Annotated in this window: 21 protein-coding genes; 12 read left to right on the top strand and 9 right to left on the bottom strand. The window is 55.7% G+C overall.

Going from position 1 to position 23511, the window contains the following annotated elements; all coding sequences use genetic code 11:
• Positions 1 to 61 precede the first annotated feature (61 nt).
• Together FDK21_RS00290 and FDK21_RS00285 are read right to left on the bottom strand one after the other, a co-directional pair.
• Positions 62 to 766 (bottom strand): histidine phosphotransferase family protein, encoded by a 705-nt coding sequence (locus FDK21_RS00290; RefSeq protein WP_114010850.1) that lies wholly within the window; start codon positions 764 to 766, stop codon positions 62 to 64.
• A 250-nt stretch (positions 767 to 1016) separates the two neighbouring features.
• Positions 1017 to 1424, bottom strand: coding sequence for a YHS domain-containing (seleno)protein (locus FDK21_RS00285; RefSeq protein WP_171021886.1), 408 nt, complete (start codon positions 1422 to 1424; stop codon positions 1017 to 1019).
• A 513-nt stretch (positions 1425 to 1937) separates the two neighbouring features.
• Between FDK21_RS00285 and FDK21_RS00280 the strand changes: the two genes are divergently transcribed.
• From FDK21_RS00280 to FDK21_RS00260, 5 genes are all read left to right on the top strand, one after another.
• Positions 1938 to 2456, top strand: a complete 519-nt coding sequence (locus tag FDK21_RS00280) for a DUF1134 domain-containing protein (protein WP_245418514.1) — start codon at positions 1938 to 1940, stop codon at positions 2454 to 2456.
• 216 nt (positions 2457 to 2672) lie between these two features.
• Positions 2673 to 4208, top strand: coding sequence for a hypothetical protein (locus FDK21_RS00275; RefSeq protein ID WP_138147122.1), 1536 nt, complete (start codon positions 2673 to 2675; stop codon positions 4206 to 4208).
• Positions 4209 to 4408: 200 nt separating this feature from the next.
• Complete coding sequence (locus FDK21_RS00270; protein WP_138147121.1) at positions 4409 to 6238, top strand: ABC-F family ATP-binding cassette domain-containing protein; 1830 nt, start codon at positions 4409 to 4411, stop codon at positions 6236 to 6238.
• Positions 6239 to 6477: 239 nt separating this feature from the next.
• Positions 6478 to 7581, top strand: coding sequence for a DUF4062 domain-containing protein (locus FDK21_RS00265; RefSeq protein WP_138147120.1), 1104 nt, complete (start codon positions 6478 to 6480; stop codon positions 7579 to 7581).
• A gap of 324 nt (positions 7582 to 7905) precedes the next feature.
• The gene (locus tag FDK21_RS00260) at positions 7906 to 9507 is read left to right on the top strand and encodes a peptide chain release factor 3 (protein WP_114010645.1); all 1602 of its coding nucleotides are present in this window, start codon (positions 7906 to 7908) and stop codon (positions 9505 to 9507) included.
• Between the two features lie 68 nt (positions 9508 to 9575).
• On the opposite strand, the gene FDK21_RS00255 is transcribed toward FDK21_RS00260, so the two are convergent.
• Positions 9576 to 10136: a pyridoxamine 5'-phosphate oxidase family protein gene (locus FDK21_RS00255; RefSeq protein WP_138147119.1), complete on the bottom strand. Its 561-nt coding sequence runs from the start codon at positions 10134 to 10136 to the stop codon at positions 9576 to 9578.
• 431 nt (positions 10137 to 10567) lie between these two features.
• Here FDK21_RS00255 and FDK21_RS00250 point away from each other — a divergent pair, with 431 nt between their 5' ends.
• Both FDK21_RS00250 and FDK21_RS00245 read left to right on the top strand, forming a co-directional pair.
• Positions 10568 to 11155, top strand: coding sequence for a class I SAM-dependent methyltransferase (locus tag FDK21_RS00250; RefSeq protein ID WP_138147118.1), 588 nt, complete (start codon positions 10568 to 10570; stop codon positions 11153 to 11155).
• A 210-nt stretch (positions 11156 to 11365) separates the two neighbouring features.
• Positions 11366 to 11827, top strand: a complete 462-nt coding sequence (locus tag FDK21_RS00245) for a YbaY family lipoprotein (RefSeq protein ID WP_138147117.1) — start codon at positions 11366 to 11368, stop codon at positions 11825 to 11827.
• A gap of 62 nt (positions 11828 to 11889) precedes the next feature.
• Here FDK21_RS00245 and ilvD read toward each other — a convergent pair whose 3' ends face one another.
• Together ilvD and trpB are read right to left on the bottom strand one after the other, a co-directional pair.
• Positions 11890 to 13743, bottom strand: a complete 1854-nt coding sequence (gene ilvD / locus FDK21_RS00240) for a dihydroxy-acid dehydratase (protein WP_138147116.1) — start codon at positions 13741 to 13743, stop codon at positions 11890 to 11892.
• Between the two features lie 302 nt (positions 13744 to 14045).
• Complete coding sequence (trpB, locus tag FDK21_RS00235) at positions 14046 to 15257, bottom strand: tryptophan synthase subunit beta (RefSeq protein ID WP_114010641.1); 1212 nt, start codon at positions 15255 to 15257, stop codon at positions 14046 to 14048.
• A gap of 314 nt (positions 15258 to 15571) precedes the next feature.
• On the opposite strand from trpB, the gene speA reads away from it, so the two are divergent.
• The 4 genes from speA to FDK21_RS00215 all read left to right on the top strand — a co-directional run bounded on the left by speA (position 15572) and on the right by FDK21_RS00215 (position 21046).
• Complete coding sequence (speA, locus tag FDK21_RS00230) at positions 15572 to 17467, top strand: biosynthetic arginine decarboxylase (protein WP_138147115.1); 1896 nt, start codon at positions 15572 to 15574, stop codon at positions 17465 to 17467.
• A gap of 64 nt (positions 17468 to 17531) precedes the next feature.
• Positions 17532 to 18737: a saccharopine dehydrogenase family protein gene (locus FDK21_RS00225; protein ID WP_114010639.1), complete on the top strand. Its 1206-nt coding sequence runs from the start codon at positions 17532 to 17534 to the stop codon at positions 18735 to 18737.
• Between the two features lie 204 nt (positions 18738 to 18941).
• Entirely contained in the window at positions 18942 to 20135 is a 1194-nt protein-coding gene (gene nspC, locus FDK21_RS00220) for a carboxynorspermidine decarboxylase (RefSeq protein ID WP_171021885.1), read from the top strand.
• 26 nt (positions 20136 to 20161) lie between these two features.
• On the top strand, positions 20162 to 21046 hold the full coding sequence (locus FDK21_RS00215) for an agmatinase family protein (RefSeq protein ID WP_114010638.1): 885 nt from the start codon (positions 20162 to 20164) through the stop codon (positions 21044 to 21046).
• 128 nt (positions 21047 to 21174) lie between these two features.
• Here FDK21_RS00215 and FDK21_RS00210 read toward each other — a convergent pair whose 3' ends face one another.
• Both FDK21_RS00210 and FDK21_RS00205 read right to left on the bottom strand, forming a co-directional pair.
• A complete protein-coding gene (locus FDK21_RS00210) occupies positions 21175 to 21387 on the bottom strand; it encodes a hypothetical protein (protein WP_114010637.1) in 213 nt (70 codons plus the stop codon).
• A gap of 155 nt (positions 21388 to 21542) precedes the next feature.
• On the bottom strand, positions 21543 to 21752 hold the full coding sequence (locus FDK21_RS00205; protein ID WP_114010636.1) for a cold-shock protein: 210 nt from the start codon (positions 21750 to 21752) through the stop codon (positions 21543 to 21545).
• A gap of 292 nt (positions 21753 to 22044) precedes the next feature.
• Between FDK21_RS00205 and ybaK the strand changes: the two genes are divergently transcribed.
• Positions 22045 to 22518, top strand: coding sequence for a Cys-tRNA(Pro) deacylase (gene ybaK / locus FDK21_RS00200; RefSeq protein ID WP_138147114.1), 474 nt, complete (start codon positions 22045 to 22047; stop codon positions 22516 to 22518).
• Between the two features lie 25 nt (positions 22519 to 22543).
• Here the strand turns inward: ybaK and FDK21_RS00195 are convergent, their stop codons facing one another.
• Both FDK21_RS00195 and FDK21_RS00190 read right to left on the bottom strand, forming a co-directional pair.
• Positions 22544 to 23005, bottom strand: a complete 462-nt coding sequence (locus FDK21_RS00195) for a GNAT family N-acetyltransferase (protein WP_138147113.1) — start codon at positions 23003 to 23005, stop codon at positions 22544 to 22546.
• 12 nt (positions 23006 to 23017) lie between these two features.
• The gene (locus FDK21_RS00190; protein ID WP_138147112.1) at positions 23018 to 23449 is read right to left on the bottom strand and encodes a deaminase; all 432 of its coding nucleotides are present in this window, start codon (positions 23447 to 23449) and stop codon (positions 23018 to 23020) included.
• Positions 23450 to 23511 lie beyond the last annotated feature (62 nt).

The raw sequence follows: 23511 nt of genomic DNA, 5'->3' as shown, positions 1-23511 counted from the left end.
GGCCAGACTATGCTGACCCTTTAACCATCTTAAGGCGTATTTTACTGCGAAATTCTACCCGCTAACCAATCGTTTCAGATGGCTGGGCCACCCCGATCATTTCATCAGGGCTGGGAATGTGAACGGGTTTGGCCTCAATGGTAATCACGTCATCTTTCCAATCAAATGACAGATCCATTTTGCTTTCGCGGGCGAGCAGGCCGGTATAGTAAGGCTGGATTGAATGGGAATCGATGCCCTGATCATCCGCAGGACGACCACGCAGCAGACGATCCAGCTGCGCGGGAATGCGCGCATGCTTGCCTTCGCACACCAGACGGAAGGTCGGATAGCGAGCATCCCCTTCCAAAGACACGTTAATCACCCCGCCCCGTGGAATGGTGGACCCACCGATCAGGACCAGATTCAGCAAGAGTTTGACCAAATTCTTTGGCATCAGGACACGGGTGCCTTGCCATTCCAGATCTGCTTTCTCGCCTGCCATGAAATTGCGGGCAACGCTTTCCGCATCTCCAGTATCAATTTCGGCCCCGGCGGATCCGGCAGCACCAAAGGCCAGACGGGCAAATTGCAGCTTTGCCGAGGCCGTTCTGGTGCTCTTAACGATTAGTTCCATGGCGAAGGTTCGCATTTCCTCGCCATTGTCTTCCTCAAGCACTTCCAGACCATTGGCGATTGCACCAACCGGATTGATAATATCATGGCAAACGCGGCTACAAAGCAGCGCGGCAAGGTCCATGGAAGAAAGCGTGTCGATACCAGTCATTGCATCCTCGAAAGCTGTCACACCCTTCACCACTTTTGCCGTCTCTGATCATCTGGACAGAAGACAGACCGCAAGCGACTTGCGCTTCAAAGGGCGCGTCGATCCGCAACCGGCGCGAATCAGACCAAAATTCCTTTTATGAGGATTACCTTCAAGCAGGTCCCCTGCCAAGACCGGACTTGCCGCAACCGAGGAGTTTCACGGGAAAGATGGCCGGTCCACAGGCCAGTCGTGCTGCACTGCAGCTTGTCTAGCGCGACAAGGTGCCTTCCAGCACGGTCCAGACCTCGTCAGATTTGCGAATATGGGCCTCAACCGCTTCGGCCCAGGCCGCACGGGATGTGTGGGTGTAGAACAGAAACAGGCGGTCTCCGTAAAGCGCCCAGACCGTGGGATTGCACCCCGCCGCATATCCGCGTGCCATGGCCAGGGCGCCATGTCCCCCATAAGCGGGCGCATACACGTCCGGGTCAGCCTTGAAGACTTCAAGATTGGCGCGCGTTTCGAACAGCCAACTCACCCCATTCCAGACAAATTCATACTCTCGTTTGCCACGCTTGGCTGCATGATCTGTGAAATAGGCCACCGGATCATATCCGTAAATGGCATAGCCGGAGAAGGAGTCTGTCACCACGCGCCGCGATTGCGCCGTGGCCATCGCTTCCGTGACCCAAAACCCTGTCAGCAGGCACAAGCTCATGACGGTCAGGCCAATAAAACCCCTTGCATAGCAGAACATATTCCTAGCGGTCTTCATCGTCCTGTCCATTCTGCCATCACACAAACGGATTTCCCCTCCATCTTTCACCCAAGCCCCATGAGTGGCTTGACTGGTACGGAGCGGGCAAAACCCGAAATGACCATCATTTCTTCACAATCCAGACTAATCTGGTGGCCATAATCATTTCGTTAATAATTAAGCGAGATCCCACCCGTATGGTAAACAAAAGCTTGCCGCGCCTCAGAGCCGACAGGCATAGAAATGATCGCTCCTGCTGCCCGTTCTGGAACCAACACCGGTTTGGCACATTGTTGTGAGGGTCACACTCTTTAGATGCGATGATTCAAAGGAAAAGATGCAATGCCTCATAAGACTTTGCCCCTGATGGCTCATTTCTGGCGCACCACACTGTTGCTGGTCGCCCTTCTCACCGTCTCGATTACGACGCCAATGCAGGCCCGGGCGCAAAGCGCGCCAAACGATAATCATTACTCAGCCGATGAAATCGTCAATGCAGGCCACGTCTTTTTCGGCGGCGTCACCGGTGAGCTGGCCTCGCTGGTCGAGAAGGCCATTTCCCGCTTCGGCCTACCTAACGGCTACATACTGGGTGAAGAAGGCAGCGGCGCGATGATTGTCGGCGGCCGGTTCGGCGAAGGCATGCTGCACACCAAGAATATGGGGGCCCACAAGATCTTCTGGCAAGGTCCCTCGATCGGCTGGGACCTCGGAGCCGATGGCAACCGCACCATGATGCTGGTCTACAACATTCCAAGCGTCGACTATGTCTTTCGTCGTTGGGGTGGCGTGAACGGCTCTGCCTATCTGGTTGGCGGTCTCGGTTTCACGGTGTTGGCAACCGAGAGCAGGAAATATATCCTACCAATCCGCTCTGGTGTCGGCGCCCGTCTGGGGGTCAATGTCGGCTATCTGAAATTCACCCGCAAGCCAACCTGGAACCCGTTCTAAACGGCCTCCCGGATAGCAAGACGACAGGATGCGGCGCATATCGCCTCAACCAGTGAGAGGCAGATTGGCAGGGTTTTGTCGGGCAAATTCGCAAATGTCCGGCAAAATGTACGCGCGTGATGCTTTTTTGTATTTCACTCATCCGGATTGACTGCTAACTGTTGTAGTCTGCCAAAAGCTGGATAGAAGCCGCACAGAAACAAGGAATTGGGCGCCGTGATTGCCATCGCATTGTATATATCGCTAGGAGTGGTTGGCACTCTTTTGCTGGTGTTGCTGGCGCTGCCCATGATCTGGCGACGTGCAGTCCGTTTGACCGAAAAGCGCATCACTGCGGAGATGCCGATCAGTTATGGCGAATTGCAGGCCGAGAAGGACATGCAACGCGCCGAACAGGCGATTGAGTTGCGCCGCCTTGAGGTCTTGGCTGAGACCCGCCATGAGGAGGTATCCAACCAAACCCTGAAGATTGACAATCTCAACCAAAAGCTTGCAAGTCGCGATCAGACCATCACCGAGCGCCTTGCGGAGATTGAAGACCTGCAGACTGCGTTGGCAAACCAGAAACAGGCCACTGCCGACACAGAGGCCAAGCGGCAAGCCACCGCCGAAGAACTGGCAGGCGCACGGACGGACATCGCAACGCTTGAAGAGGCCAAAGCCGACATCGAGCAGGACTTTGCCGACACCAAGGCGGCCCTGCAAGAGACGATCGATGAGCGTGAAAACCATATCAACGAGCAGAAAATCGAACTGGCCGCCCAGATGGCCCGCATCGAATCCGACAAGCAGGAAATCAACGAGCTCAATGCCAAACTGACCAAGGAATCCGATCTTCTGGCCGAGACAAAGGGATTGCTGGCACAGAAAAGCTCCGACTACGAGCATCTCAAGGAACGGCAGGACAAGCAGCAAACAAAGATCGATGCCCTGCAATCAGAGCTGGCCGACAAGGACAGTGAAATCGACACGCTCACGCGCCGTCTGGAACGGGCATTGGAGCAGAGCAACGCAACGGTTGATGATTCCGCTGAACGCCTTGAGGAATCCGAAGCACGCCGGGCGGAAGCAGAAGCCAAGATTGCCAGCCTGTCCGGCCAACTGGAAGACCAGAAAAAGGTTGAGCCCGACACAAGCGCATCTGACGAACAGGACACAATCATCGCCACGCTCAAGCAGGAGAAGGCGGATCTGGAAAGCACATTGAAAGCGGCCCACCAGATCATCGACCGTCTGGACCGCAAAGTGAAGAAGCAAGCAGACAAAGAGGCTGGCAAAGACAGTACCAGACTCAGCGACACTCCCCTGACCTCAGGCGAGATTGCCCTGCGCAACCAGATGAAGTCGATGGCAGCGATCATCACCGAAATGGCAGCCAGACAGGAAGGGGCCAAATCACCCATTCCATCCCTCCTGAAACAGGCCGACGCAAGCATCGAAAAAGCAGCCAAGGGACCTGAGAAGGACATTCCCAAAACGGCACCCTCTGAAAGCGAGATGACAGCCTCCGGGGATGATCATCCGGCGACTGGCCAATCCAACGGCAAGACGACGGGCCAGAGTGACGATCAAAAGGCGGATCAGGCAGAGGCCAAGGCCGATTCCTCCCCTGACGCATCTGCGTCTGCCACCTCCACCGCCAATATCGAGGCGGCGACCCCAGCCCAAAATCCTTGGGAGCAGGTCTTCTCTCTCACCGACCGCATCAAGCAGATGCGCAAACCCGGTGAAGACAAGAAAACCGCCCCCTGACTCCCGCTTCTCTGAACAGCCACTCTGACAGTGTCTGCGCATATCACTGGCGGAAAAAATCTGCTGCGTCCCTTGCAACGACGGCCGAGCCCACAAGGCAGCAAGTGCCTATTGGACTTGTCATTACTTTCCACATTCGGTAAAGGCAGGGTCACCAATTCTGCAGGCATCGCACCCGCGAACAACCAAAAGACAACATCATGGCCCCTCCTCTTCTGCATATTCAGGACATCCACCTCGCCATTGGCGGTCAGGCTCTGCTATCGGGCGCAGAACTTGCGGTGCATGAAGATGATGCCATCGCGCTGGTGGGGCGCAATGGATCGGGCAAATCCACCCTATTGAAGATCGCAGCTGCCCTTGTCGAGCCTGATCACGGCGAGCGTTTCTTCCAGCCCGGCACCACGTTGCGCTATCTGCCGCAGGAGCCGGACCTGTCTGCCTATGCCACGGTGCTGGAATATGTCGAGGAAGGCCTTGCCCCGGGCGACGATCATTATCGCGCCCAGTATCTGCTTGATGAGCTGGGCATGACCGGCAAGGAAAAGCCGTCCGACATTTCCGGCGGGGAAGCCAGACGGGCAGCACTCGCACGCGTGCTGGCTCCGGAGCCGGACATTCTGCTGCTCGATGAGCCCACCAACCATCTTGATCTGCCTGCCATCGAATGGCTCGAAAGCGAGCTGAAACAGATGCGGTCGGCCAAGGTGATCATCAGCCACGATCGGCGCTTTTTGGAAAATCTGACCCGCAACACGGTCTGGATCGATCGCGGCACTGCCCGCCGGTCCTCCCGTGGCTTCGCCCATTTCGAAGCGTGGCGGGACGAAATCTTCGAACAGGAACAGGTCGAGGAGCAGAAGCTCAAGCAAAAGATCCTCGCCGAAGAAGACTGGATCCGCTATGGCGTCACCGCCCGCCGCAAGCGCAATGTCCGCCGTCTTGGAGAGTTGCACAATCTGCGCTCCAAGAAACAGCATATGGCGCAAAACCGCCCCCAAGGCGATGTCAAACTGAACGCCTCCGAGGGCGATAGCTCCGGCAAGTCAGTGATCAAGGCCAAGCAGATCGCCAAACGCTATGGGGACCGCGACATTGTCAAGGATTTCTCCATCGAGATCCTGCGCGGCGACCGGATCGGCATTGTCGGCCCCAACGGAGCAGGCAAGTCGACCCTGATCAATCTGTTGACCGAAGGCCTTCAGCCAGACCGGGGCGAGGTCAAGCTCGGCACCAATTTGCAAATGGTGACCCTCGACCAGAAACGCGAAAGCCTCAACCCAAACTGGACCCTGAAAGAAGCACTGACCACCCATAGCGGTGACATGGTACAGGTGGGGGACACGTCCCGTCACGTGGTTGGCTATATGAAGGACTTCCTGTTCCGTCCCGAACAGGCGCGCAGCCCGATTTCGGTCCTCTCGGGCGGCGAACGGGGTCGCCTGATGCTGGCGCGGGCCCTCGCCAAGCCCTCCAACTTCCTCGTCCTTGACGAACCGACCAACGATCTGGACCTTGAAACCCTCGATCTGCTGCAGGAAGTGCTCAATGACTATTCCGGCACCGTCCTGCTGGTCAGCCATGACCGAGACTTTATCGATCGCATATGCTCAACCACCCTGTTTGCCGAAGGCGATGGCCGCTGGACGGAATATGCCGGCGGCTATAGTGACATGGTCGCCCAGCGTGGCGAAGGGATCGCGGCCCGCAAGTCAGCCAAGAAGGAAAAAGGCGTCAGGGCTGAGGACAAATCCGTTGCCAAGGAAAAGCCCCAGCAGCCCAAACAGCAAAAGGGGCTGACCTTCAAAGACAAACATCTGCTTGAAACTCTGCCTGCCAAGATGGAAGAGATCGAAGCCAAGATCACCCGCCTACGCAGCCGCCTCGAAGACCCAGAGCTTTTCGCCAAAGACCCGGAAACCTTCAACAAGGCCGCCAAAGCCCTAGAAGCACAGGAAGAATTGCTCGCCAAGGCCGAAGAAAAATGGCTTGAGTTGGAAATCCTGCAAGAGGAAATGGGTGATGGCTGAGAGCACAAGCCTCAAGACAAGGGACGGCAAGCTTTTATCACAAATGGCACCAATGGGCGGTATGCGGACCTTGCTGGCGTTCAACTTGCCTCATACAATGACTGCTATCAGTCCGAACCAGACCTTGGTAATGCACCTAACCTAACTGCACAGCAGCCTTGTAGACTTTCCGAGCAATAGAGGCTTGGATCAACTTCGCCAGTCCAGAAGTTTGAGACCTACAGCAAGGAATTCACGCAATGGCGTCACACGAGAAACGGTATCAAGTTTTTATCAGTTCAACGTTCGAAGATTTGAGAGAAGAGCGTCGTGCCGTGCAAGACGTGGTCATCAGCACCGGTGATTTTCCTGTCCAGATGGAGTCCTTTCCGGCTGCGGATTTAGATCAGTTCACGTTCATAAAATCGCTAATTGATCTTTGCGACTACTACGTACTCATTATCGCGGGCCGTTACGGTACAATAGCTGAAGATGGCATGAGCTACACCGAGAAGGAATATCGCTACGCGGTTTCGAAGGGTGTCCCCGTGTTGGTAATGGTCCATAGCGACCGTGGTTCCATAGCTGTAGACAAGAGCGAGAAAACTGAGAAGGGCAAGGCAGATCTGGACCGCTTCATCCACGAAGCCTCAGACGGACGCCTGCGGAAGTCTTGGAATACAATCGATGGACTGAAGTTGGCTGTTCGCGAAGCTCTCGACTATTCCAAAGCGACGCAACCACGCGTAGGTTGGGTTCGTGGGGATCAGATTTCCAGCCGTGAGACACTTGAAGAGTTGAACGAGGTACGCAAGGAGAACGCAAAGTTCCGTGATGCTCTGGGCGAGTTAGAGATAGATCTGCCATTACCGGACCTTCCTGCGCATGATGACGAATTGGACATCGACCTCATTCCGAACATGTCAAATTCTGGCTATGGCGGCTATGCTGGCTACGGGAGCCACGTGACGATCCGGTGTAGCTGGATCGCAGTCTTTCCCCACTTTTTCACCAATCTAGAGTGGAAACAAAGCGATTGGGACGGTCACTATTCCTACTACGTTGACGATGACGATAGCAGTGTGAAGATTGGCTCTGCGTTGGCCGCAGAAACCTCAAACAAGGACACCACAAAGAGCTTCAAGATCAGCCACAATACCCTCGAGAAACTCACCAGTTACTACATTGAGTTGGGGTTCATGCGACAGCTTGGCGCGGAGGAGCCCTTTACAGATCTCGCCAAGAGATTCGCTCGCAGACAGATGGTCACGAACAACCCATCCGCTGGTTTTAAAGTAATTAGGGGCGACGTAGAGGTGACGAAAAAGGAACAAGAAGACCTTGATGACGAAATTCCGTTCTAACGTCTGACAATCAGCCTGACGTAAAGAGACTTAACAAGTTCCATTTTCTTCATATTGCCGCCATCAGTCCATTGTGCAGCATCAGTCACCTTGGGCTCCTTCGAGACATTCTTCGCGAGTGAAGTGAAGAATATGCTGACAGGAGCAAGCAGCATTCCCTGATGCATATATGGGGAGCAATCGCGGCATCTCTGCACTCAGCCAGCCTATTTAGACATGGTTTTTCCTCTGGAAATCCGCATCCATCTCCCCTATGGTCCGCCCAACATAATTTTGCCGCAGATCGCACAATTGCTGATCGCGTCTAAAAGCTGAAAGACGACCATGTCCGCCAATACTGCGCAAGCAAGCCACGACAAACGCCGCACCTTCGCGATCATCTCGCACCCCGATGCCGGTAAGACCACACTGACGGAAAAACTGCTCTATTTCGGCGGCGCCATCCGCATGGCCGGGCAGGTCAAGGCCCGCGGCGAGAAAAGGCGCGCCAAGTCCGACTGGATGAAGATCGAACAGGAACGCGGCATTTCGGTCACCTCGTCGGTCATGACCTTTGAGCATCACGACCTGATCTTCAACTTGCTCGATACACCGGGCCACGAAGACTTTTCCGAAGATACCTACCGAACCCTGACGGCGGTCGACAGCGCCATCATGGTGATCGATGCCTCCAAGGGGATCGAAACTCAGACCCGCAAGCTGTTTGAGGTCTGCCGCCTGCGTGATATCCCGATCATCACCTTGGTCAACAAATGCGACCGGGAGGCCAAGGATCCGTTCGAGCTGATGGACGAGATTCAGGAAACGCTGGCGCTCGATGTATCCCCGATGGTTCTGCCCATCGGCTCAGGCTCCCAATTCCATGGCTGCTTCAACATCACCAATGGCGAATATTACACCGCCAGCACCAAGGGCGATGCCTTTGACAAGGTGGTCGAGACTTCCGGCATCCATGACGAAAAGCTCGACGCGCTGGTCGATGGACAGTTGCTCGAAGAATGCCGCGAAATGATCGAGTTGGCCGAGGTCGGTTATACCGAATTTGATCTGGAGAGCTACCGCGAAGGCCATTTGTCGCCGGTCATCTTTGGCTCGGCGCTGAAGGATTTCGGCCCGACCGCCCTGCTCGATCTGATCGCAGAGATCGCCCCTTCCCCGCGCCCGGCCCCGACCACCGAGCGCATCGTGACGCCAGACGAGAAGAAAGTCTCCGGCTTTGTTTTCAAGGTGCAGGCCAACATGGATTCCAACCACCGCGACCGTGTTGCCTTCATGCGCATTTGCGCTGGCGACTTCAAGCGTGGCATGAAGCTCAAGCAGGTCCGCACCGGCAAGGATGTCATGGTTCACAGCCCGATCATGTTCTTTGCTCAGGACCGCGAAGTGGTGCATGGCGCAGGTCCGGGCGACGTGATCGGCATCCCCAACCATGGCACCATCCGGGTGGGTGACACCTTCACCGAAGGCGAAACCTTCCAGTTTACCGGCCTGCCGGCCTTCGCGCCGGAAATCCTGCGCCGCGTCCGTCTGCCGGATACCTCCAAGGTCAAACAGCTGCGCCGGGCGCTGGAGGATCTGGCCGAAGAAGGCCTGACACAGGTCTTCAAACCCAATATCGGCTCCAACTGGATCATTGGCCTGGTCGGTATCCTGCAGCTGGACGTGATCAAATCCCGCGCCAAGGCCGAATATGGCGTCGATATCGACTTCGAGCCTTTGTCCTACAATATGGCCGTCTGGGTGAAATGCGCTGATGAAGCCAAGATGAAAACCTTCCTCACGGCCAATGCCTCCAACATTGTCCGCGACCGAGAAGGCAGCCCGGTCTTCCTTGCCAAGAGCCAGTGGGAGCTCGACTATACCAAGGAGCGCAACCCGGACATCACCTTCATGAAAACAAGGGAGCTGGTGCAAACCGGCGAATGATCAGCATCAAGCGTGGCCAGTCAGCGCCCCTGCGTGGCGCCCAAAGAGGCTGTCATTGAATGGCAGCCTCAATCAGCCGGGATCTCAAGCCCGGTTGGCAGGCCGTCCATGCTTTCGAGATTCTTTTCCTGCCAATAAGCCTTGATGCCTTCAGGCCCCTTATTCTCGGCCCAGTTGATCAGCGACGGGCGTTCCCCCTGATGGTCGAACAGCGGGACACCATAGCCGCAGGATGTCTGCACCAGGTCGATCGACAGTCTGACAATTTTTCTGGCTCCAAGGGGGACCTCCCCGTCAAAATGCTGGTCAATCAGGGCTTTGAACTCATCCTCGTGCCATCCGATCACCTCGCCCTTGCCATAGAGCCGCAAGATATTCGGCGCACCGGAAAAGGCACAGAACATGATCGTCAACCTGCCATCAGCCAGCAGGTGCGCTGAGGTTTCATTGCCGCTTCCGGTTCGATCGAGATAGAGAACGCAAGACTCGTCAACCACCCTGAAAGCCCCGATTTCGCGGGGTGAAACATTGATCCTGCTATCCGCCGTCGCAGATGCGGTGAAGAAGATATGCTGTTTGGAAATAAAATTTGCCAGCTTCTCGTTGAGGGTTTCAAACTGCTTGGCCATCTTGCTCATTCTCCTCGCCCTGATTGAGACGAGGAGTATAAATCGGCCATCCGACAATGCAATCATCAGGCATGCCCTTGTTTTGCCATGGCCCCACTGCAAGCGGCAGAGGAGGCATGAAGCTGCAGTGATTTCAATGAACAGACGTGACATGTCGCTCCACTGCATCCCGCCAGCAGCTTTCATACGTCCCTTCATTCGCCCCTTTGCTGCTGGAATACTACACAAACAGGCTTTGGTTTCGCGCCAGAATCAAATTTAATCTATGGCAACAGCAGCAACGGCAAAGGCTTTGACACATGGAAGTGACGCGCGACCAACTGGAAATCATGAAGTAAGAGGAGCTGCGCAAGGCTCCCTATCAGCTCAATATCTATCATCTGGCATGGGAGCGGGCCGTTCTCGATTCTGTCGAGTTCATCGAGCCACATTTGAACAATGCGCTGCTATATGGTGCCAAAGAGCCACTTTGGAAATATGCCATCAGCAAGCTCGACCGTCAGAGCATGATGGCCATCGAATTTGGTGTCTATAAAGGTGTATCGGTCAATTATATGGCCCAACGCACACCCGATTACATCTGGCACGGCTTTGACAGCTTTGTTGGTCTGAAGGAAGACTGGAAAGGCATGATCGAGGCAGGTCGCCTGTCCATGCAAGGCAATCATCCGACCGTTGAAAGCAATGTGCGCCTGATCGACGGTTGGTTTCAGGATACACTTCCCGGATTCCTTGAAGAAATCGACGCTGTACCGGATCTGATCCATATCGATAGCGACACCTATGAATCGGCCCACTATATTCTGGAAGAAATGGCCTCAGTCATTCGCCCCGGCGCCCTGATCATTCTCGATGAGCATCACGGCTATCCGAACTGGCGCAATGGCGAGTTTCTGGCTCTCAATCAGGCCAGTGAAAAATTCGGTATCGAATTTGAGTATCTGGCCTTCGCTCAGGAGCAGGCGTTGATCAGGATCACCAAGAACGACGCCTATACCGGCATAAGCGATTCCGAATAGGTCGCGGACCACACCAATGCCATTGGATACGCCGACCCTACAGGCAGGGCTGGCGTATCCTCTTCTCACCAGCCACCTCACTGACAGGCCCCGACGCATTCGGGTTGCCACAAAATGACCCTGAAATGACCCAATTCACCTCAGATTTCCCGCCGCAATTGATCGCCAGACTGACAGGCAAGTCAAATGCATGTCTATCTGGAGTGACCCATGGCCCTTTCAGAACAATCCACGCCAAAGCGCATCATCTCGGATCGCATCCCATGCGAACCAGCCATTCCTTTTGGCCCCTTTTCCCTGCCCAACGAGGTCGATGAGGCAGACGCCATTCTCGACAAGATCCTCAATGGTGAATTGCAGGGCGAAGTGGTCACCGCCACCCCCGTGGCTTTGCCTGACGGGGCGAAGCTGGAGGTGCGATTGCTTGACCTCTCGGACATAGACGCGCCGCTCATCATTTTATGCAATGAGAGCATCAGCGACATTCACCGCCTGCCCCACGCTTTCAGCCTCAACTACAATCACCATGCCATCCGGCGTGGCAACATCTATGCGATTTCAGCCACCATTCGCGTGGGTGGCAAATTGCTATTCGGCAATGCTTGTATTCAACTGGTTTTCACCTCAACGACCGAGGCCTTTGTCCGGCTGCAATTGGTGCCAGTGGGATAAGAAAACCCGGCCTCACTGGTGCAAGGCCGGGTCCAAAATGTCGTCACACAAGCAAAATATCTCTAGTCGATCCGCTTGAGATTGGAGATGTCGCGCACAGCGCCCTTGTCGGCCGAGGTGGCCATCAGGCCATAGGCTTCGAGCGAGCGGGACACAATCCGATCCCGTTTCTCAACCGGTTTCCAGCCACCATCAGGCCTTGCATTCATCGCATCGCGACGGGCCTGCAGCTCTGCATCCGAAATGGCGACATTGATGGTGCGGTTCGGAATGTCGATCTCGATCATGTCACCCTGCTCGATCAGGGCAATCGCACCGCCCGATGCCGCCTCAGGCGAGGCGTGACCGATGGACAGGCCGGACGTGCCACCAGAGAAGCGCCCGTCGGTGATCAAGGCGCATGCTTTGCCCAACCCCATGGCTTTCAAATAAGAGGTTGGATAGAGCATTTCCTGCATGCCCGGACCGCCGCTTGGCCCTTCATAACGGATGACAACCACTTCACCGGCCTTCACATGGCCTTTGGTGATGCCTTTCACCGCATCATCCTGACTTTCAAAAATATGGGCCGGGCCAGAGAATTTCAGAATGCTCTCATCAACCCCTGCCGTCTTCACGATGCAGCCATCTTCGGCAATGTTGCCGGACAGGACCGCAAGGCCGCCATCCTGACTATAGGCATGGGCCTTGTTGCGGATACAGCCGCTTTCGCGGTCACGATCCAGCTCTTTGTAACGCTTGGCCTGCGAGAAGGCCTCCGTCGTGCGCACCCCGCCCGGTGCCGCCTTGTAAAGCTGTTCCACCTCGGCCGTCGGCGAACGCATGATGTCATAGGCATCGATCGCATCGCCGAGCGTCGGCAGATGAACGGTCGAGCAATCCCGATGCATCAGTCCAGCACGGTCCAACTCGCCCAGAATGGCCATGATACCGCCCGCCCGGTGACAATCTTCAATATGATAATTCTGGGTCATTGGCGCCAGCTTGCAGACCGATGGCACGGAGCGTGACAGGCGGTCGATGTCGGCCATGGTGAAGTCGATTTCCCCTTCCCGCGCCATGGCGAGAATATGCAACACCGTGTTGGTCGATCCACCCATCGCGATGTCGAGCGTCATCGCATTCTCAAACGCCTTGAAACTGGCGACATTGCGCGGCAGAACGCTTTCATCTTCGTCCTGATAATAGCGCTTGCACAGATCAACCGCCGTGCGGGCGGCTTTCAGGAACAGTTCCTTGCGATCTGCATGGGTTGCGACAATGGTGCCGTTGCCCGGCAGGGCCAGACCAAGGGCTTCGGCCAGACAGTTCATCGAGTTGGCCGTGAACATGCCCGAGCAGGAGCCACAGGTCGGGCAGGCTTCTTCCTCAACCTTCTGGACCATTTCGTCCGACACGGTCGGATCTGTACCCATGACAATCGCGTCAACCAGATCGAGACCATGGTCAATGCCTTCCGCGCGGCCCGCTTCCATCGGACCACCGGAGACAAAGACCGCCGGAATATTGAGGCGCATCGCGGCCATCAGCATGCCCGGGGTGATCTTGTCACAGTTGGAAATGCAAACAAGCGCATCGGCGCAATGGGCATTGGCCATATATTCCACCGAGTCCGCGATGATCTCGCGTGATGGCAGGGAATAGAGCATGCCGTCATGGCCCATGGCGATGCCGTCATCCACCGCGATGGTGTTCATTTCCTTGGCAATGCCACCCGCTGCCTCGATTTCACGCGCTACCATCTGCCCCAGATCTTTCAGATGCACATGACCCGGTACGAACTGGGTGAAGGAGTTGCAGACCGCGATGATCGGCTTGCCGAAATCCGTATTGCCAACACCGGTCGCCCGCCAAAGAGCGCGCGCGCCAGCCATGTTGCGGCCATGGGTCGAAGTCTTGGAACGATAATCTGGCATGGTAGTCTTTCCTTCAGGACGAGTCTCGGAACCGTCCGGATATGTCGGTGAGATGGTCGAGCCTTGCACGGGGATCAGGAAGGCTACGCATTGGTCCAAACCTGTTTAGACCATTCCATGGAGGGGAGACAATAGCGTTTGTTTCAAAAATCAACGCCTATTTGTATTTTTCGCAAAGCGAGCCGGAGAGAGGATCGCAATCACCAAGCGGGCTCAGCTCCCGCACCATAGCCCTCACAGCCACAGAAAACAAAAAACGGCCCTCATGAGGGCCGCTTTCCCAATCACGCAACCGCTCTGGATTATAGCTCAAAATCTTCGCCGAAGCCGAACTTCTCGGTCACATAATCGATGTCCTTGTCGCCACGACCGGACAGATTGACCAGAATGCTCTCCCCGGGCAGATCCGGCGCCATCCGCATGGCATAGGCAACCGCGTGTGAGCTTTCAAGCGCCGGAATGATGCCTTCATATTTGCCCAGAGCGTAGAAAGCACGCAGGGTTTCATCATCACTGGCCGAGCCATATTGGACCTTGCCGATGGTATGCAAATAGGAATGTTCCGGCCCAACACCCGGATAATCAAGACCAGAAGCAATGGAATGAACCGGCGCAGGCTCACCCGCCTCATCGGTCAGCACAAGGCATTTGAACCCATGGATCATGCCCGGTTTGCCATAGGTGATGGTTGCGGCATGTTTGCCAAGCTCGGTACCCGTGCCATGCGGCTCGACCCCGTGCAGCTGAACCTCGTCATTGTCGATGAAACCGGAAAACAGTCCCATGGCGTTTGACCCGCCACCAACACAAGCCATCACATGATCAGGATTATTGCCGGTCATCTCGAAGAATTGGTCCCGTGCCTCAAAGCCGACAACAGACTGGAAGTCTCGCACCATTTTCGGGAAAGGATGTGGCCCGACCACAGATCCGATGGCGTAAATGGCATCTTCCGCCTGTTCCAGATAGGACATGAAGGCACTATCGACCGCTTCTTTCAGCGTTTTACCCCCAAAGCTCACTGGCACCACCTGTGCGCCCAAAAGCTTCATGCGGATCACATTGGGATGCTCCTTGGCGATATCGACTTCACCCATATGGATTTCGCATTCCATACCGAAATAGGCTGCCGCCGTCGCCAGAGCCACCCCATGCTGGCCAGCGCCGGTTTCAGCAATCAGCTTTTTCTTGCCCATAAATTTGGCAAGCAAGGCTTCGCCCATACAGTGATTGAGCTTATGGGCCCCTGTATGGTTCAAGTCTTCACGCTTGAGATAAATTTGTGCCCCGCCCATTTTCTCGGACAGATTCTTGGCATGCTGCACCGGTGTTGGTCGGCCTTGGAAATGCTTGCGAATATAGCGCAGTTCCGCAATATAGGAGCTATCAACAGCGAGGCGCTCATAGGCGGCGGCGATTTCCTTGAAATGCGGTTCCAGCTGTGGCGGAATGAATGAGCCGCCAAAGTCACCAAAATATCCGTCCTTGCTCGGGACTTGCTTCAAATAACCCATGAACACTCTCCAGTCAGTTGATCGTTTTTATCATTGTCTTGATACCGGTAAAATCCGTAGACTCAACCTAACCAAGAAAGACAGGGCTGAACAGTACCGGCAAACACGTGGGGCCGACATAATTGTCGCGCGTCCATAAGACCTTGGAAGGAGACTGGGTGCAAATCCAGTTTTCCCTTGCACTGGCTGACTACTCGCCATATGCAGCAACGAAATGACAAAGTTCCGTGCGAAGCAAGAGGAAACGTCGCACCTTTGGACCGACATCACACCCACAGCATCACTTTCAGATGAGGGATAGGCGATTGAGCATCATGGACGAACAGACCCCCGGAGCCATCTATGGCATCGAACGTTGGGGCAATGGACGCTTTGAAATCCTGGACAATGGCAATATTGGACTGATCACCCACCATGGTCAGGACACCACGAGCACCGATCTGACGTCGATCCTCCACTCGCTGGAGGAACGCGGCATTGCCTCGCCGATCCTGTTGCGTGTGGCCAACAGCCTCAAACAACAAATTGACCGCATCAACAATGGCTTCAAGAATGCCATCAAGGAACTGGACTACAGCACCGCCTATCGCGGCGTCTTCCCGGTCAAGGTCAACCAGCAGGCCCATGTGATCGAAAAGATCGTCGAATATGGCGCGCCGCACGAATTCGGTCTTGAAGTTGGTTCGAAACCCGAACTGATCATTGCCCTGTCCCAGCGCCTGTCCCGCGAAGCCTTGTTGATCTGCAATGGTATCAAGGATAGCGAGTTCATCAATCTGGCACTTCTGTCCCGTAAGCTCGGCTTCAACACCATCATCGTGCTGGAAAGCGCGTCCGAACTGGAGCTGGTTCTCGAGGAAGCCAAGAAGCTGAAAATCCGTCCGGCCCTTGGCATTCGCATCAAGCTGAACAACCGCATCACCGGCAACTGGGCCTCCTCATCGGGCGACCGTTCGGCCTTTGGCCTGTCATCTCCGGACGTGCTGCGCGTTGTCGATCGTCTGCGCGACGAGGGCTATCTCGATTGCCTGCTGCTGCAGCATTTCCATCTCGGCAGTCAGGTACCGGATATTCTCGATGTGCGCCGATCCACCGCCGAAGCCTGCCGCTTCTTTGTCGAGTTGCGCAAGGAAGGCGCGCCGCTCCATTATATCGATCTGGGTGGCGGTCTGGGCATCGACTATACCGGCGAGCACAAATCGACTGAAAACTCCATCAACTACACCACCGATGAATATTGCTACAATATCGTCGAAGCGGTGCGCAACACGATGGATGATGCGGGTGAAAAGCACCCGATCATCGTCACCGAAAGTGGCCGCGCCACGGTTGCCTACAGCTCGATGCTGTTGTTCAACATTCTCGACGTCACCGAATATGACGAAGATGAAGAAGTGGAAGTCACCGAGGAAGACAGCCGTTCCCTGCGCGACATGCGCGACGTGGAAAGCTATCTCACCCCGGCCCGTCTGCAGGAATGTCTCAACGACGTCACCTTCTATCGCGACGAAGTGCGCCGCAATTTCGGTCGCGGTGAATGCGGTCTGCGCGACATGGCCAAGGCAGAGCAGCTCTATCTCCACCTGATTTCCAAGATGCGCAAGGTGGCCCGCACCGACGAGTGGATTTCCGATGATGTTGTCAGTGCGCTGGAAGCCACCGCGGACATCTATCATTCCAACTTCTCGCTGTTCCAGTCTCTGCCGGATGTCTGGGCGATCGATCAGTTGCACCCGATCATCCCGATCCAGCGCCTGAATGAGGAACCAACCCGCCGGGCGATCCTGTCGGACATCACCTGCGACAGCGACGGCAAAGTCGATCAGTTTGTGCTGGCTGACGGCATTTCCCAGTCCCTGCCGGTCCATGCGCTGGCGCAGGGTGAGCATTACTCCCTTGCGGTCTTCTTTGTCGGTGCCTATCAGGAAACGCTGGGTGACTTGCACAATCTGTTCGGCGATACCAATGTGGCGACCATTGAAATCCGCCCTGACGGCGGCTTCGACCTCATTCACGAGGTCGAGGGTGACACAATTGCCGAAGTTCTGCGTTATGTAGAATATGACCCGCTTGCCATGTCCAACTCCTTCAAGATGATGGTTGAGGAAGCGGTGTCCCGCAAGGCCCTGACGCTCAAAGAGCGCAAGGCCATGATGAATGCCTTCAAGGAAAGCCTCAACGGCTACACCTATTTCGAATTTGACCACTAAGCTCGCGCCTGGCGCGCCCCCCATTTGACTGTGGGGATGAAGACTTTGAGAAAGAGGAACTGACATGAACAAGATTCTGGTCATCGGCGCAGGCGGCGTCGGTTCGGTTGTCGTCCACAAAATGGCCCAGCTCAGCGAGATCTTCGGCGAGATCACCCTTGCCTCCCGCCGCATTTTCAAATGCGACGAGATCGCGACCTCGGTGAAGGAACGCACCGGCGTCACCATCAACACCGCAGAAGTCGATGCCGATGATGTGGATGCAACCGCGGCCCTGATCGAAAAACTCGGCGTGTCGCTGGTGGTCAATGTGGCCCTGCCTTATCAGGACCTCAACATCATGGATGCCTGCCTGAAAACCGGCACCAACTATCTCGACACCGCCAACTATGAGCCGCGCGATGTGGCCAAGTTCGAATATAGCTGGCAGTGGGCTTATCAGCAGCGCTTTGAAGAAGCAGGCCTGATGGCTCTGCTCGGCTCAGGCTTTGATCCGGGCGTCACCAACGTCTACACCGCTTATGCCAAGAAGCATCTGCTCGACCGCATCGACACCCTCGACATTCTCGATTGCAATGGCGGCGACCATGGCCAGCATTTCGCCACCAACTTCAACCCGGAAATCAACATCCGCGAAGTGACGGCCCCGGTCCACCACTGGGAAAATGGCGAATGGGTTACCACACCCGCCATGTCCAACAAACAGCCTTATGACTTCCCCGCTGTTGGCGAGAAGAACATGTATCAGATGTATCACGAGGAGCTGGAAAGCCTTGTGAAGCATCTGCCGGAAATCAAGCGCGCCCGCTTCTGGATGACCTTTGGCGATGCCTATATCAAGCATCTCGAAGTGCTGCAAAATGTCGGCATGACCCGCATCGATCCGGTCCTCTATGAAGGCAAGGAAATCATTCCACTGCAGTTCCTAAAGGCCGTGCTGCCAAATCCGGGCGATCTGGGCAAGACCACCAAAGGCAAGACCTGCATCGGTAACATCATGACCGGTGAGAAAGACGGCAACGAGAAAACCGTCTATGTCTACAATATCTGCGACCATGAAGAATGCTTCGCAGAGGTTGGCTCTCAGGCCGTGTCCTACACCACCGGTGTGCCAGCCATGATCGGTGCCGCTCTGATGCTGACCGGTGCATGGTCTGGCAAAGGCGTCTTCAACATGGAACAGATGGATCCGGATCCCTTCATGGACATGCTCAACAAGCATGGCCTGCCATGGCAGACCGTCGACCTCGACAAGCCACTCGATTTTTAAACCCAAGCGTTTGCAAAGCAAACGCGCCAGAAGGTGCAACGCGGCTCTCACGTGCAGCGACAGGTGGTTTGCCAAAACCACTCAAAGCCTTATGTATCGAGAGCCTGTTGCATCGAGAATGAAGCGCAAAGCCCCCCCCATTTCGGGGGGCTTTCCACTCTTGAATGAGCCCTTTTCACGCCCCTTTCCCGGAGCCAGTGTCCAATGACCGACGCCCCAATCATGGAAACCCAGGCCGGCGATGCCGGAGCCTTCAAGGACTTCGACCTTAGCCGTGTGCCCTCCCCCTGCTTTGTCATTGACAAGGCCGCCATCCGCCGCAACCTCTCCCTCCTCTCTGAGGTCGGCGAACAGGCGGACGTCAAGGTGCTGTTGGCGCTGAAGGCCTTTTCCTGCTGGTCGCTGGGCGATCTGATTGGCGACTATCTCGATGGCACTTGCGCCTCGGGCCTGTGGGAAGCCAAACTGGCACGCGAGAAATTCAAGGGTGAGCTGGCCACCTATTCCGCAGGCTTCAAATCAGATGAAATGCCGGAAATCCTTGAGCTGTCCGATCACCTGATCTTCAACAGCCCCGCCCAAATGCAGCGATTTGCACCGCAAATTATCGCAGCGCGCAATTGGGGATACGTGCCGGATTTCGGCCTGCGCATAAACCCGGAACATTCCGAAGGGTCGATTGCCAAATATGATCCCTGTGCTGCCGGGTCGCGCCTCGGAACCCCGATCAGTCAATTGAGTGAAGCCGATCTCGCGCCTTTCTCCGGCATCCATATGCACACTTTGTGCGAGCAGGATTTCCTGCCCCTCAAACGCACCTTCGAGGCGGTCGAAGACACAATCGGCCCATGGCTGCACAAGCTCAAATGGCTGAATTTCGGTGGTGGACATCACATCACCCGCGACGATTATCAGCGCGACGAACTGGTGGCCTTCCTCAAGACGATCCGCGCCAAATATGATGTCGAGATCTATCTCGAACCGGGTGAGGCCGTGGCCCTTGATGCTGGCATTCTGGTCGGTGAAGTGCTCGACGTGACCCATAATGGCGATGTGCGGCTGGCGATCATGGACATTTCCGCCACCTGCCATATGCCCGACGTGATCGAGGCCCCCTATCGGCCCGCCCTGCTGGGCGAAGCAGACAACGGAATGACTTTCCGTCTGGGCGGCCCGTCCTGCCTTGCGGGGGATGTGATCGGCGATTACAGCTTTGCACAGGACCTTGAAATCGGTCAGCGCATCGCCTTTCTCGATCAGGCCCACTATTCGATGGTCAAAACCAACACCTTCAATGGTGTCCGCTTGCCCTCGATTGCCCTTTGGGACTCGGAAACGGACGTTCTGGAAATCATCCGCCGCTTCCCCTATGAAGAATTTCGCGACCGCCTGTCCTGAGGCGCGCAGACGAAAGGATCCTCCCCATGGCCGACCTCAACTATCCCGCTTTTCTCGGCTCTGAGCTCAGCGACGACGAGCGCAACCCGGACACTGCCTTGTTTGAAGTGATCCCTTGCCCGCTGGAGAAAACCGTCTCCTATGGCTCGGGCACCGGTGCGGGTCCGTCAGCTTTGCTCGAAGCCAGCCAGGAGCTGGAACGGTTCGATGGCAAGGGTTTCCCGATTGAAAAAGGCATCATCACTGCCGACCCGATTGATTGCAGTCTGACGATTGAAGAAGTCATGCACAATCTACGTCGCGCCACCCGCAACAGCGTTACCGCAGGCCGCGTGCCCGTCACGCTCGGCGGTGAGCACAGCCTGTCCTATGCCGCCATCATGGGCGTGGTGGATGCGCTTGAACACCCAATCGGCATCATTCAGGTCGATGCCCATGCGGATTTGCGCGTGGCCTATCAGGGCCACAAACATTCCCACGCTTCGGTGATGCATCTCTGTGCCGTCGAGGAACAATTGCCACTGATCCAGTTCGGCATTCGCGCCCTTTGCATCGAAGAGCAGGAAGCCCGCCTTGCCACGCCACATATTCACCATGTGGATGCGGAAGAGCTGGTCACTGGCAACATCAATGCCTTTGATTTGCCGGAAGACTTCCCGCAGGATGTCTATATCACCTTCGATGTGGACGGCCTTGACCCGTCCATCATGCCAGCCACCGGTACACCAGTCCCCGGCGGCCTGAGCTACTATCAGAGTCTCAATCTCGTCGCCCATGCGCTCAAGGGCCGTCGCTGCGTCGGTATGGATGTGGTGGAGCTGGCGCCGATTGAGGGCCAATGGGCGTGGGATTTCACCGCCGCGAACCTGACCTACCGTCTGATGGGCTTGGTCGCAGACGGCAACGCATGAACGACAATATACCGCGGGAACGGCGCAGGGCCGGAGACCTCCGCGCATCATCAACGATGCTGATCAGCTTCCTCTAGCAAGGCCGGAACCACTGCGAGCCAAACGCTCATAAGCCGCCGATCAAGTTGTTATTTCGTGCGTTTCTTGCGCGCCAAAGCCGGTTTTTTGTCGGCTGCGTCCTTTGCGTCGGCGGCCTCTTTTTCGAGCCGCAGCGCCTTCAGGCGTGCGGTATTTTCGCGCTGCTTAAGCACTTTTTCCTGCTCTTCACTGAGCACAGCTTTCTGCTTCTTACGTGTCGCAGCGAACCGTTCTTCCGCGTGATTTCTGGAAATTTTAATCATAGGGACTCCCGTCACAAAAAAGGGCCATCTGAGACAGATGGCCCAAATATCAGGTCAACGCGCGGTTTGTTCAGTCGGACTAGTCATCTCAATGAACACGCGCGTCACCTTTTTTCGCGTAATAGGCAAGAGACATGTCTCTTGCAGACCGCGTATCAGTCAGCAGGCTGCAGGTTCACTGCGGAAGCCCGGCCGTCACGACCACTTTCCAGATCGTAGGAAACTTTCTGACCTTCATTGAGGCTATGCATGCCTGCATTTTCAACAGCAGAAATATGAACGAAAGCATCTTTGCCGCCATCATCTGGTTGAATGAAGCCGAAACCTTTGGTGGTGTTGAAGAATTTTACGGTGCCGATTGTCATGGCGATTACCTTTGTGTAAGAACCCGAAGCCGTAGGCGAACGAGTAGATGTCCCTTGCACGACATGTGAAGGGATGAAAACGTTCGCAAAAATCAGGGGAAGCCAAGCAGTCCAATAAAATTGGAAGATCAGTTTGCCAATGATGGCAGTAAACGTATTTTGCTTACATGGCCCCTTAATGTGACAATTTCAAGGCCAAATCGAAAAAGACTGCAAAACAACTGAAATTGGCATGTATTTTCCATTAATTTCGAACAAAATGGCTTCGAGCCAACAATGAGGCGAAACGCAAATGGCCACCAGCACCCCGGCAACCAAGACACTGGAAAAAGCAGGCATCGCATTCGAGCTGGTGCAGTATGATTATGCACCGGGCAACGACCGCGTGGGTCTGCAAGCCGCCGATGCAATCGGCGCGCCGCCCGGCCAGGTTTTCAAAACGCTGATGGTCGAGTTGGATGGCAAACCGGTCTGTGCCATTCTTCCATCTGACCGTGAACTCAACATGAAAAAATGCGCCAAGGCGCTCAAGGGCAAGTCCGCTGCCATGATGGACCCGCAAAAAGCCGAGCGCCTGACCGGTTACAAGGTCGGCGGCATCAGCCCGCTGGGCAGCCGCAAACGCCTGCCTGCAGCATTGGACGCTTCCGCCAAGCGTTATGACACAATCTTCCTTAATGGCGGCCAACGCGGCCTGCAAGTGAAGCTGAAACCGGGCGATCTGATAAAGCTTCTGGGCTGTCAGGTCGAGGACTTGGTGCGGTAGGGTTCAAAAAAGAACGTATCTTGCCTCACCCAACCTTGAACTGCTTGCACATATTGGTGTCTTCATAACGATAGGTGTGGAAGCCCATGGCTTCGTAAAAGGCCAAAGCTTCTCCATTGTCCGCCCCGATTTGCGCTTCGATGTCCTTCAAGCCAGCCTCTTGCGCCGCCTTCAGCGAAACTGCAAACAGTCGCTTGCCGATGCCCAACCGGGCAGCTGAGGGGCGAATATGCGTACCGATAACGCCCCAGCCCACGGGCGCGTTATAGATATTGCCAGCCCGCACAAGCTTGAGGGATTGAAACCCCAGAACGCAACCGTCATCCGCCTCCATCACTGTGCAGCATACCCGATCCGGATCTTCGATATAAAACTCACGCACCATTGCGGCATCACCGGCGGACGCTCGTTTTCCCACGCGAAAGATTTCATCCAGCACATCGCTGATGGCGTCGGCATCAGCCAAGGTGGCGGGCCTTGTCTTCATTTCGATTTCCCTTCACCCCACCACGGCAAATGCAATACCGCAGTCATTCAGGATCTGTTCGGACCGCGTGGTATCAAAGCGGTTCTGGATGCCCTCATTGTGGCGCCAGACGACCTTAGCCACCTGATGGGCGGCGAGGAATTTGGTGCATTCCTTGCACGGCGGATGGGTGACATAGACGATGCAGCCCTTGGCGGTTTCCTTCATCGCCGCGAGCGCATTCATCTCCGCATGAACAACGCGATCATATTTCTCCTCGCGCTCCTCATACCATTCATCCCGATCTTCCATACCGCGCGGAAAGCCATTATAGCCCACCGCGGCAAAACTCTTGTCGGGCCGCACGATGACGCAGCCCACCTTGGTGGAGGGATCGCGGCTGCGTTTGGAAACAGCCTCGGCGCAGTCGAGCACCCATTCATCAAATCCGGATCGGGACACCATGTCGAACCTCTTTCAACCTGTGGTGCGCCCACCTTAGCGCCCTGATGGCCAGAGCAAAAGCG

The sequence above is a fragment of the Cohaesibacter sp. CAU 1516 genome (assembly GCF_005771485.1).
Classification (GTDB): domain Bacteria; phylum Pseudomonadota; class Alphaproteobacteria; order Rhizobiales; family Cohaesibacteraceae; genus Cohaesibacter; species Cohaesibacter intestini.
This window is presented reverse-complemented; position numbering and strand designations above follow the sequence as displayed.

Bases quoted from the DNA above. Each gene is read 5' to 3' on its own strand.
- FDK21_RS00205 (WP_114010636.1), bottom strand. From the start codon at position 21,752: ATGACAATCGGCACCGTAAAATTCTTCAACACCACCAAAGGTTTCGGC.
- trpB (WP_114010641.1), bottom strand. From the start codon at position 15,257: ATGGGTTATTTGAAGCAAGTCCCGAGCAAGGACGGATATTTTGGTGAC.
- nspC (WP_171021885.1), top strand. From the start codon at position 18,942: ATGACCGACGCCCCAATCATGGAAACCCAGGCCGGCGATGCCGGAGCC.
- FDK21_RS00280 (WP_245418514.1), top strand. From the start codon at position 1,938: ATGCAGGCCCGGGCGCAAAGCGCGCCAAACGATAATCATTACTCAGCC.
- ybaK (WP_138147114.1), top strand. From the start codon at position 22,045: ATGGCCACCAGCACCCCGGCAACCAAGACACTGGAAAAAGCAGGCATC.
- FDK21_RS00195 (WP_138147113.1), bottom strand. From the start codon at position 23,005: ATGAAGACAAGGCCCGCCACCTTGGCTGATGCCGACGCCATCAGCGAT.
- FDK21_RS00190 (WP_138147112.1), bottom strand. From the start codon at position 23,449: ATGGTGTCCCGATCCGGATTTGATGAATGGGTGCTCGACTGCGCCGAG.
- FDK21_RS00245 (WP_138147117.1), top strand. From the start codon at position 11,366: ATGGCCCTTTCAGAACAATCCACGCCAAAGCGCATCATCTCGGATCGC.
- FDK21_RS00255 (WP_138147119.1), bottom strand. From the start codon at position 10,136: ATGGCCAAGCAGTTTGAAACCCTCAACGAGAAGCTGGCAAATTTTATT.
- FDK21_RS00285 (WP_171021886.1), bottom strand. From the start codon at position 1,424: ATGGCCACGGCGCAATCGCGGCGCGTGGTGACAGACTCCTTCTCCGGC.
- FDK21_RS00290 (WP_114010850.1), bottom strand. From the start codon at position 766: ATGACTGGTATCGACACGCTTTCTTCCATGGACCTTGCCGCGCTGCTT.
- FDK21_RS00210 (WP_114010637.1), bottom strand. From the start codon at position 21,387: ATGATTAAAATTTCCAGAAATCACGCGGAAGAACGGTTCGCTGCGACA.
- FDK21_RS00270 (WP_138147121.1), top strand. From the start codon at position 4,409: ATGGCCCCTCCTCTTCTGCATATTCAGGACATCCACCTCGCCATTGGC.
- FDK21_RS00215 (WP_114010638.1), top strand. From the start codon at position 20,162: ATGGCCGACCTCAACTATCCCGCTTTTCTCGGCTCTGAGCTCAGCGAC.
- FDK21_RS00260 (WP_114010645.1), top strand. From the start codon at position 7,906: ATGTCCGCCAATACTGCGCAAGCAAGCCACGACAAACGCCGCACCTTC.
- FDK21_RS00225 (WP_114010639.1), top strand. From the start codon at position 17,532: ATGAACAAGATTCTGGTCATCGGCGCAGGCGGCGTCGGTTCGGTTGTC.
- speA (WP_138147115.1), top strand. From the start codon at position 15,572: ATGGACGAACAGACCCCCGGAGCCATCTATGGCATCGAACGTTGGGGC.
- ilvD (WP_138147116.1), bottom strand. From the start codon at position 13,743: ATGCCAGATTATCGTTCCAAGACTTCGACCCATGGCCGCAACATGGCT.
- FDK21_RS00265 (WP_138147120.1), top strand. From the start codon at position 6,478: ATGGCGTCACACGAGAAACGGTATCAAGTTTTTATCAGTTCAACGTTC.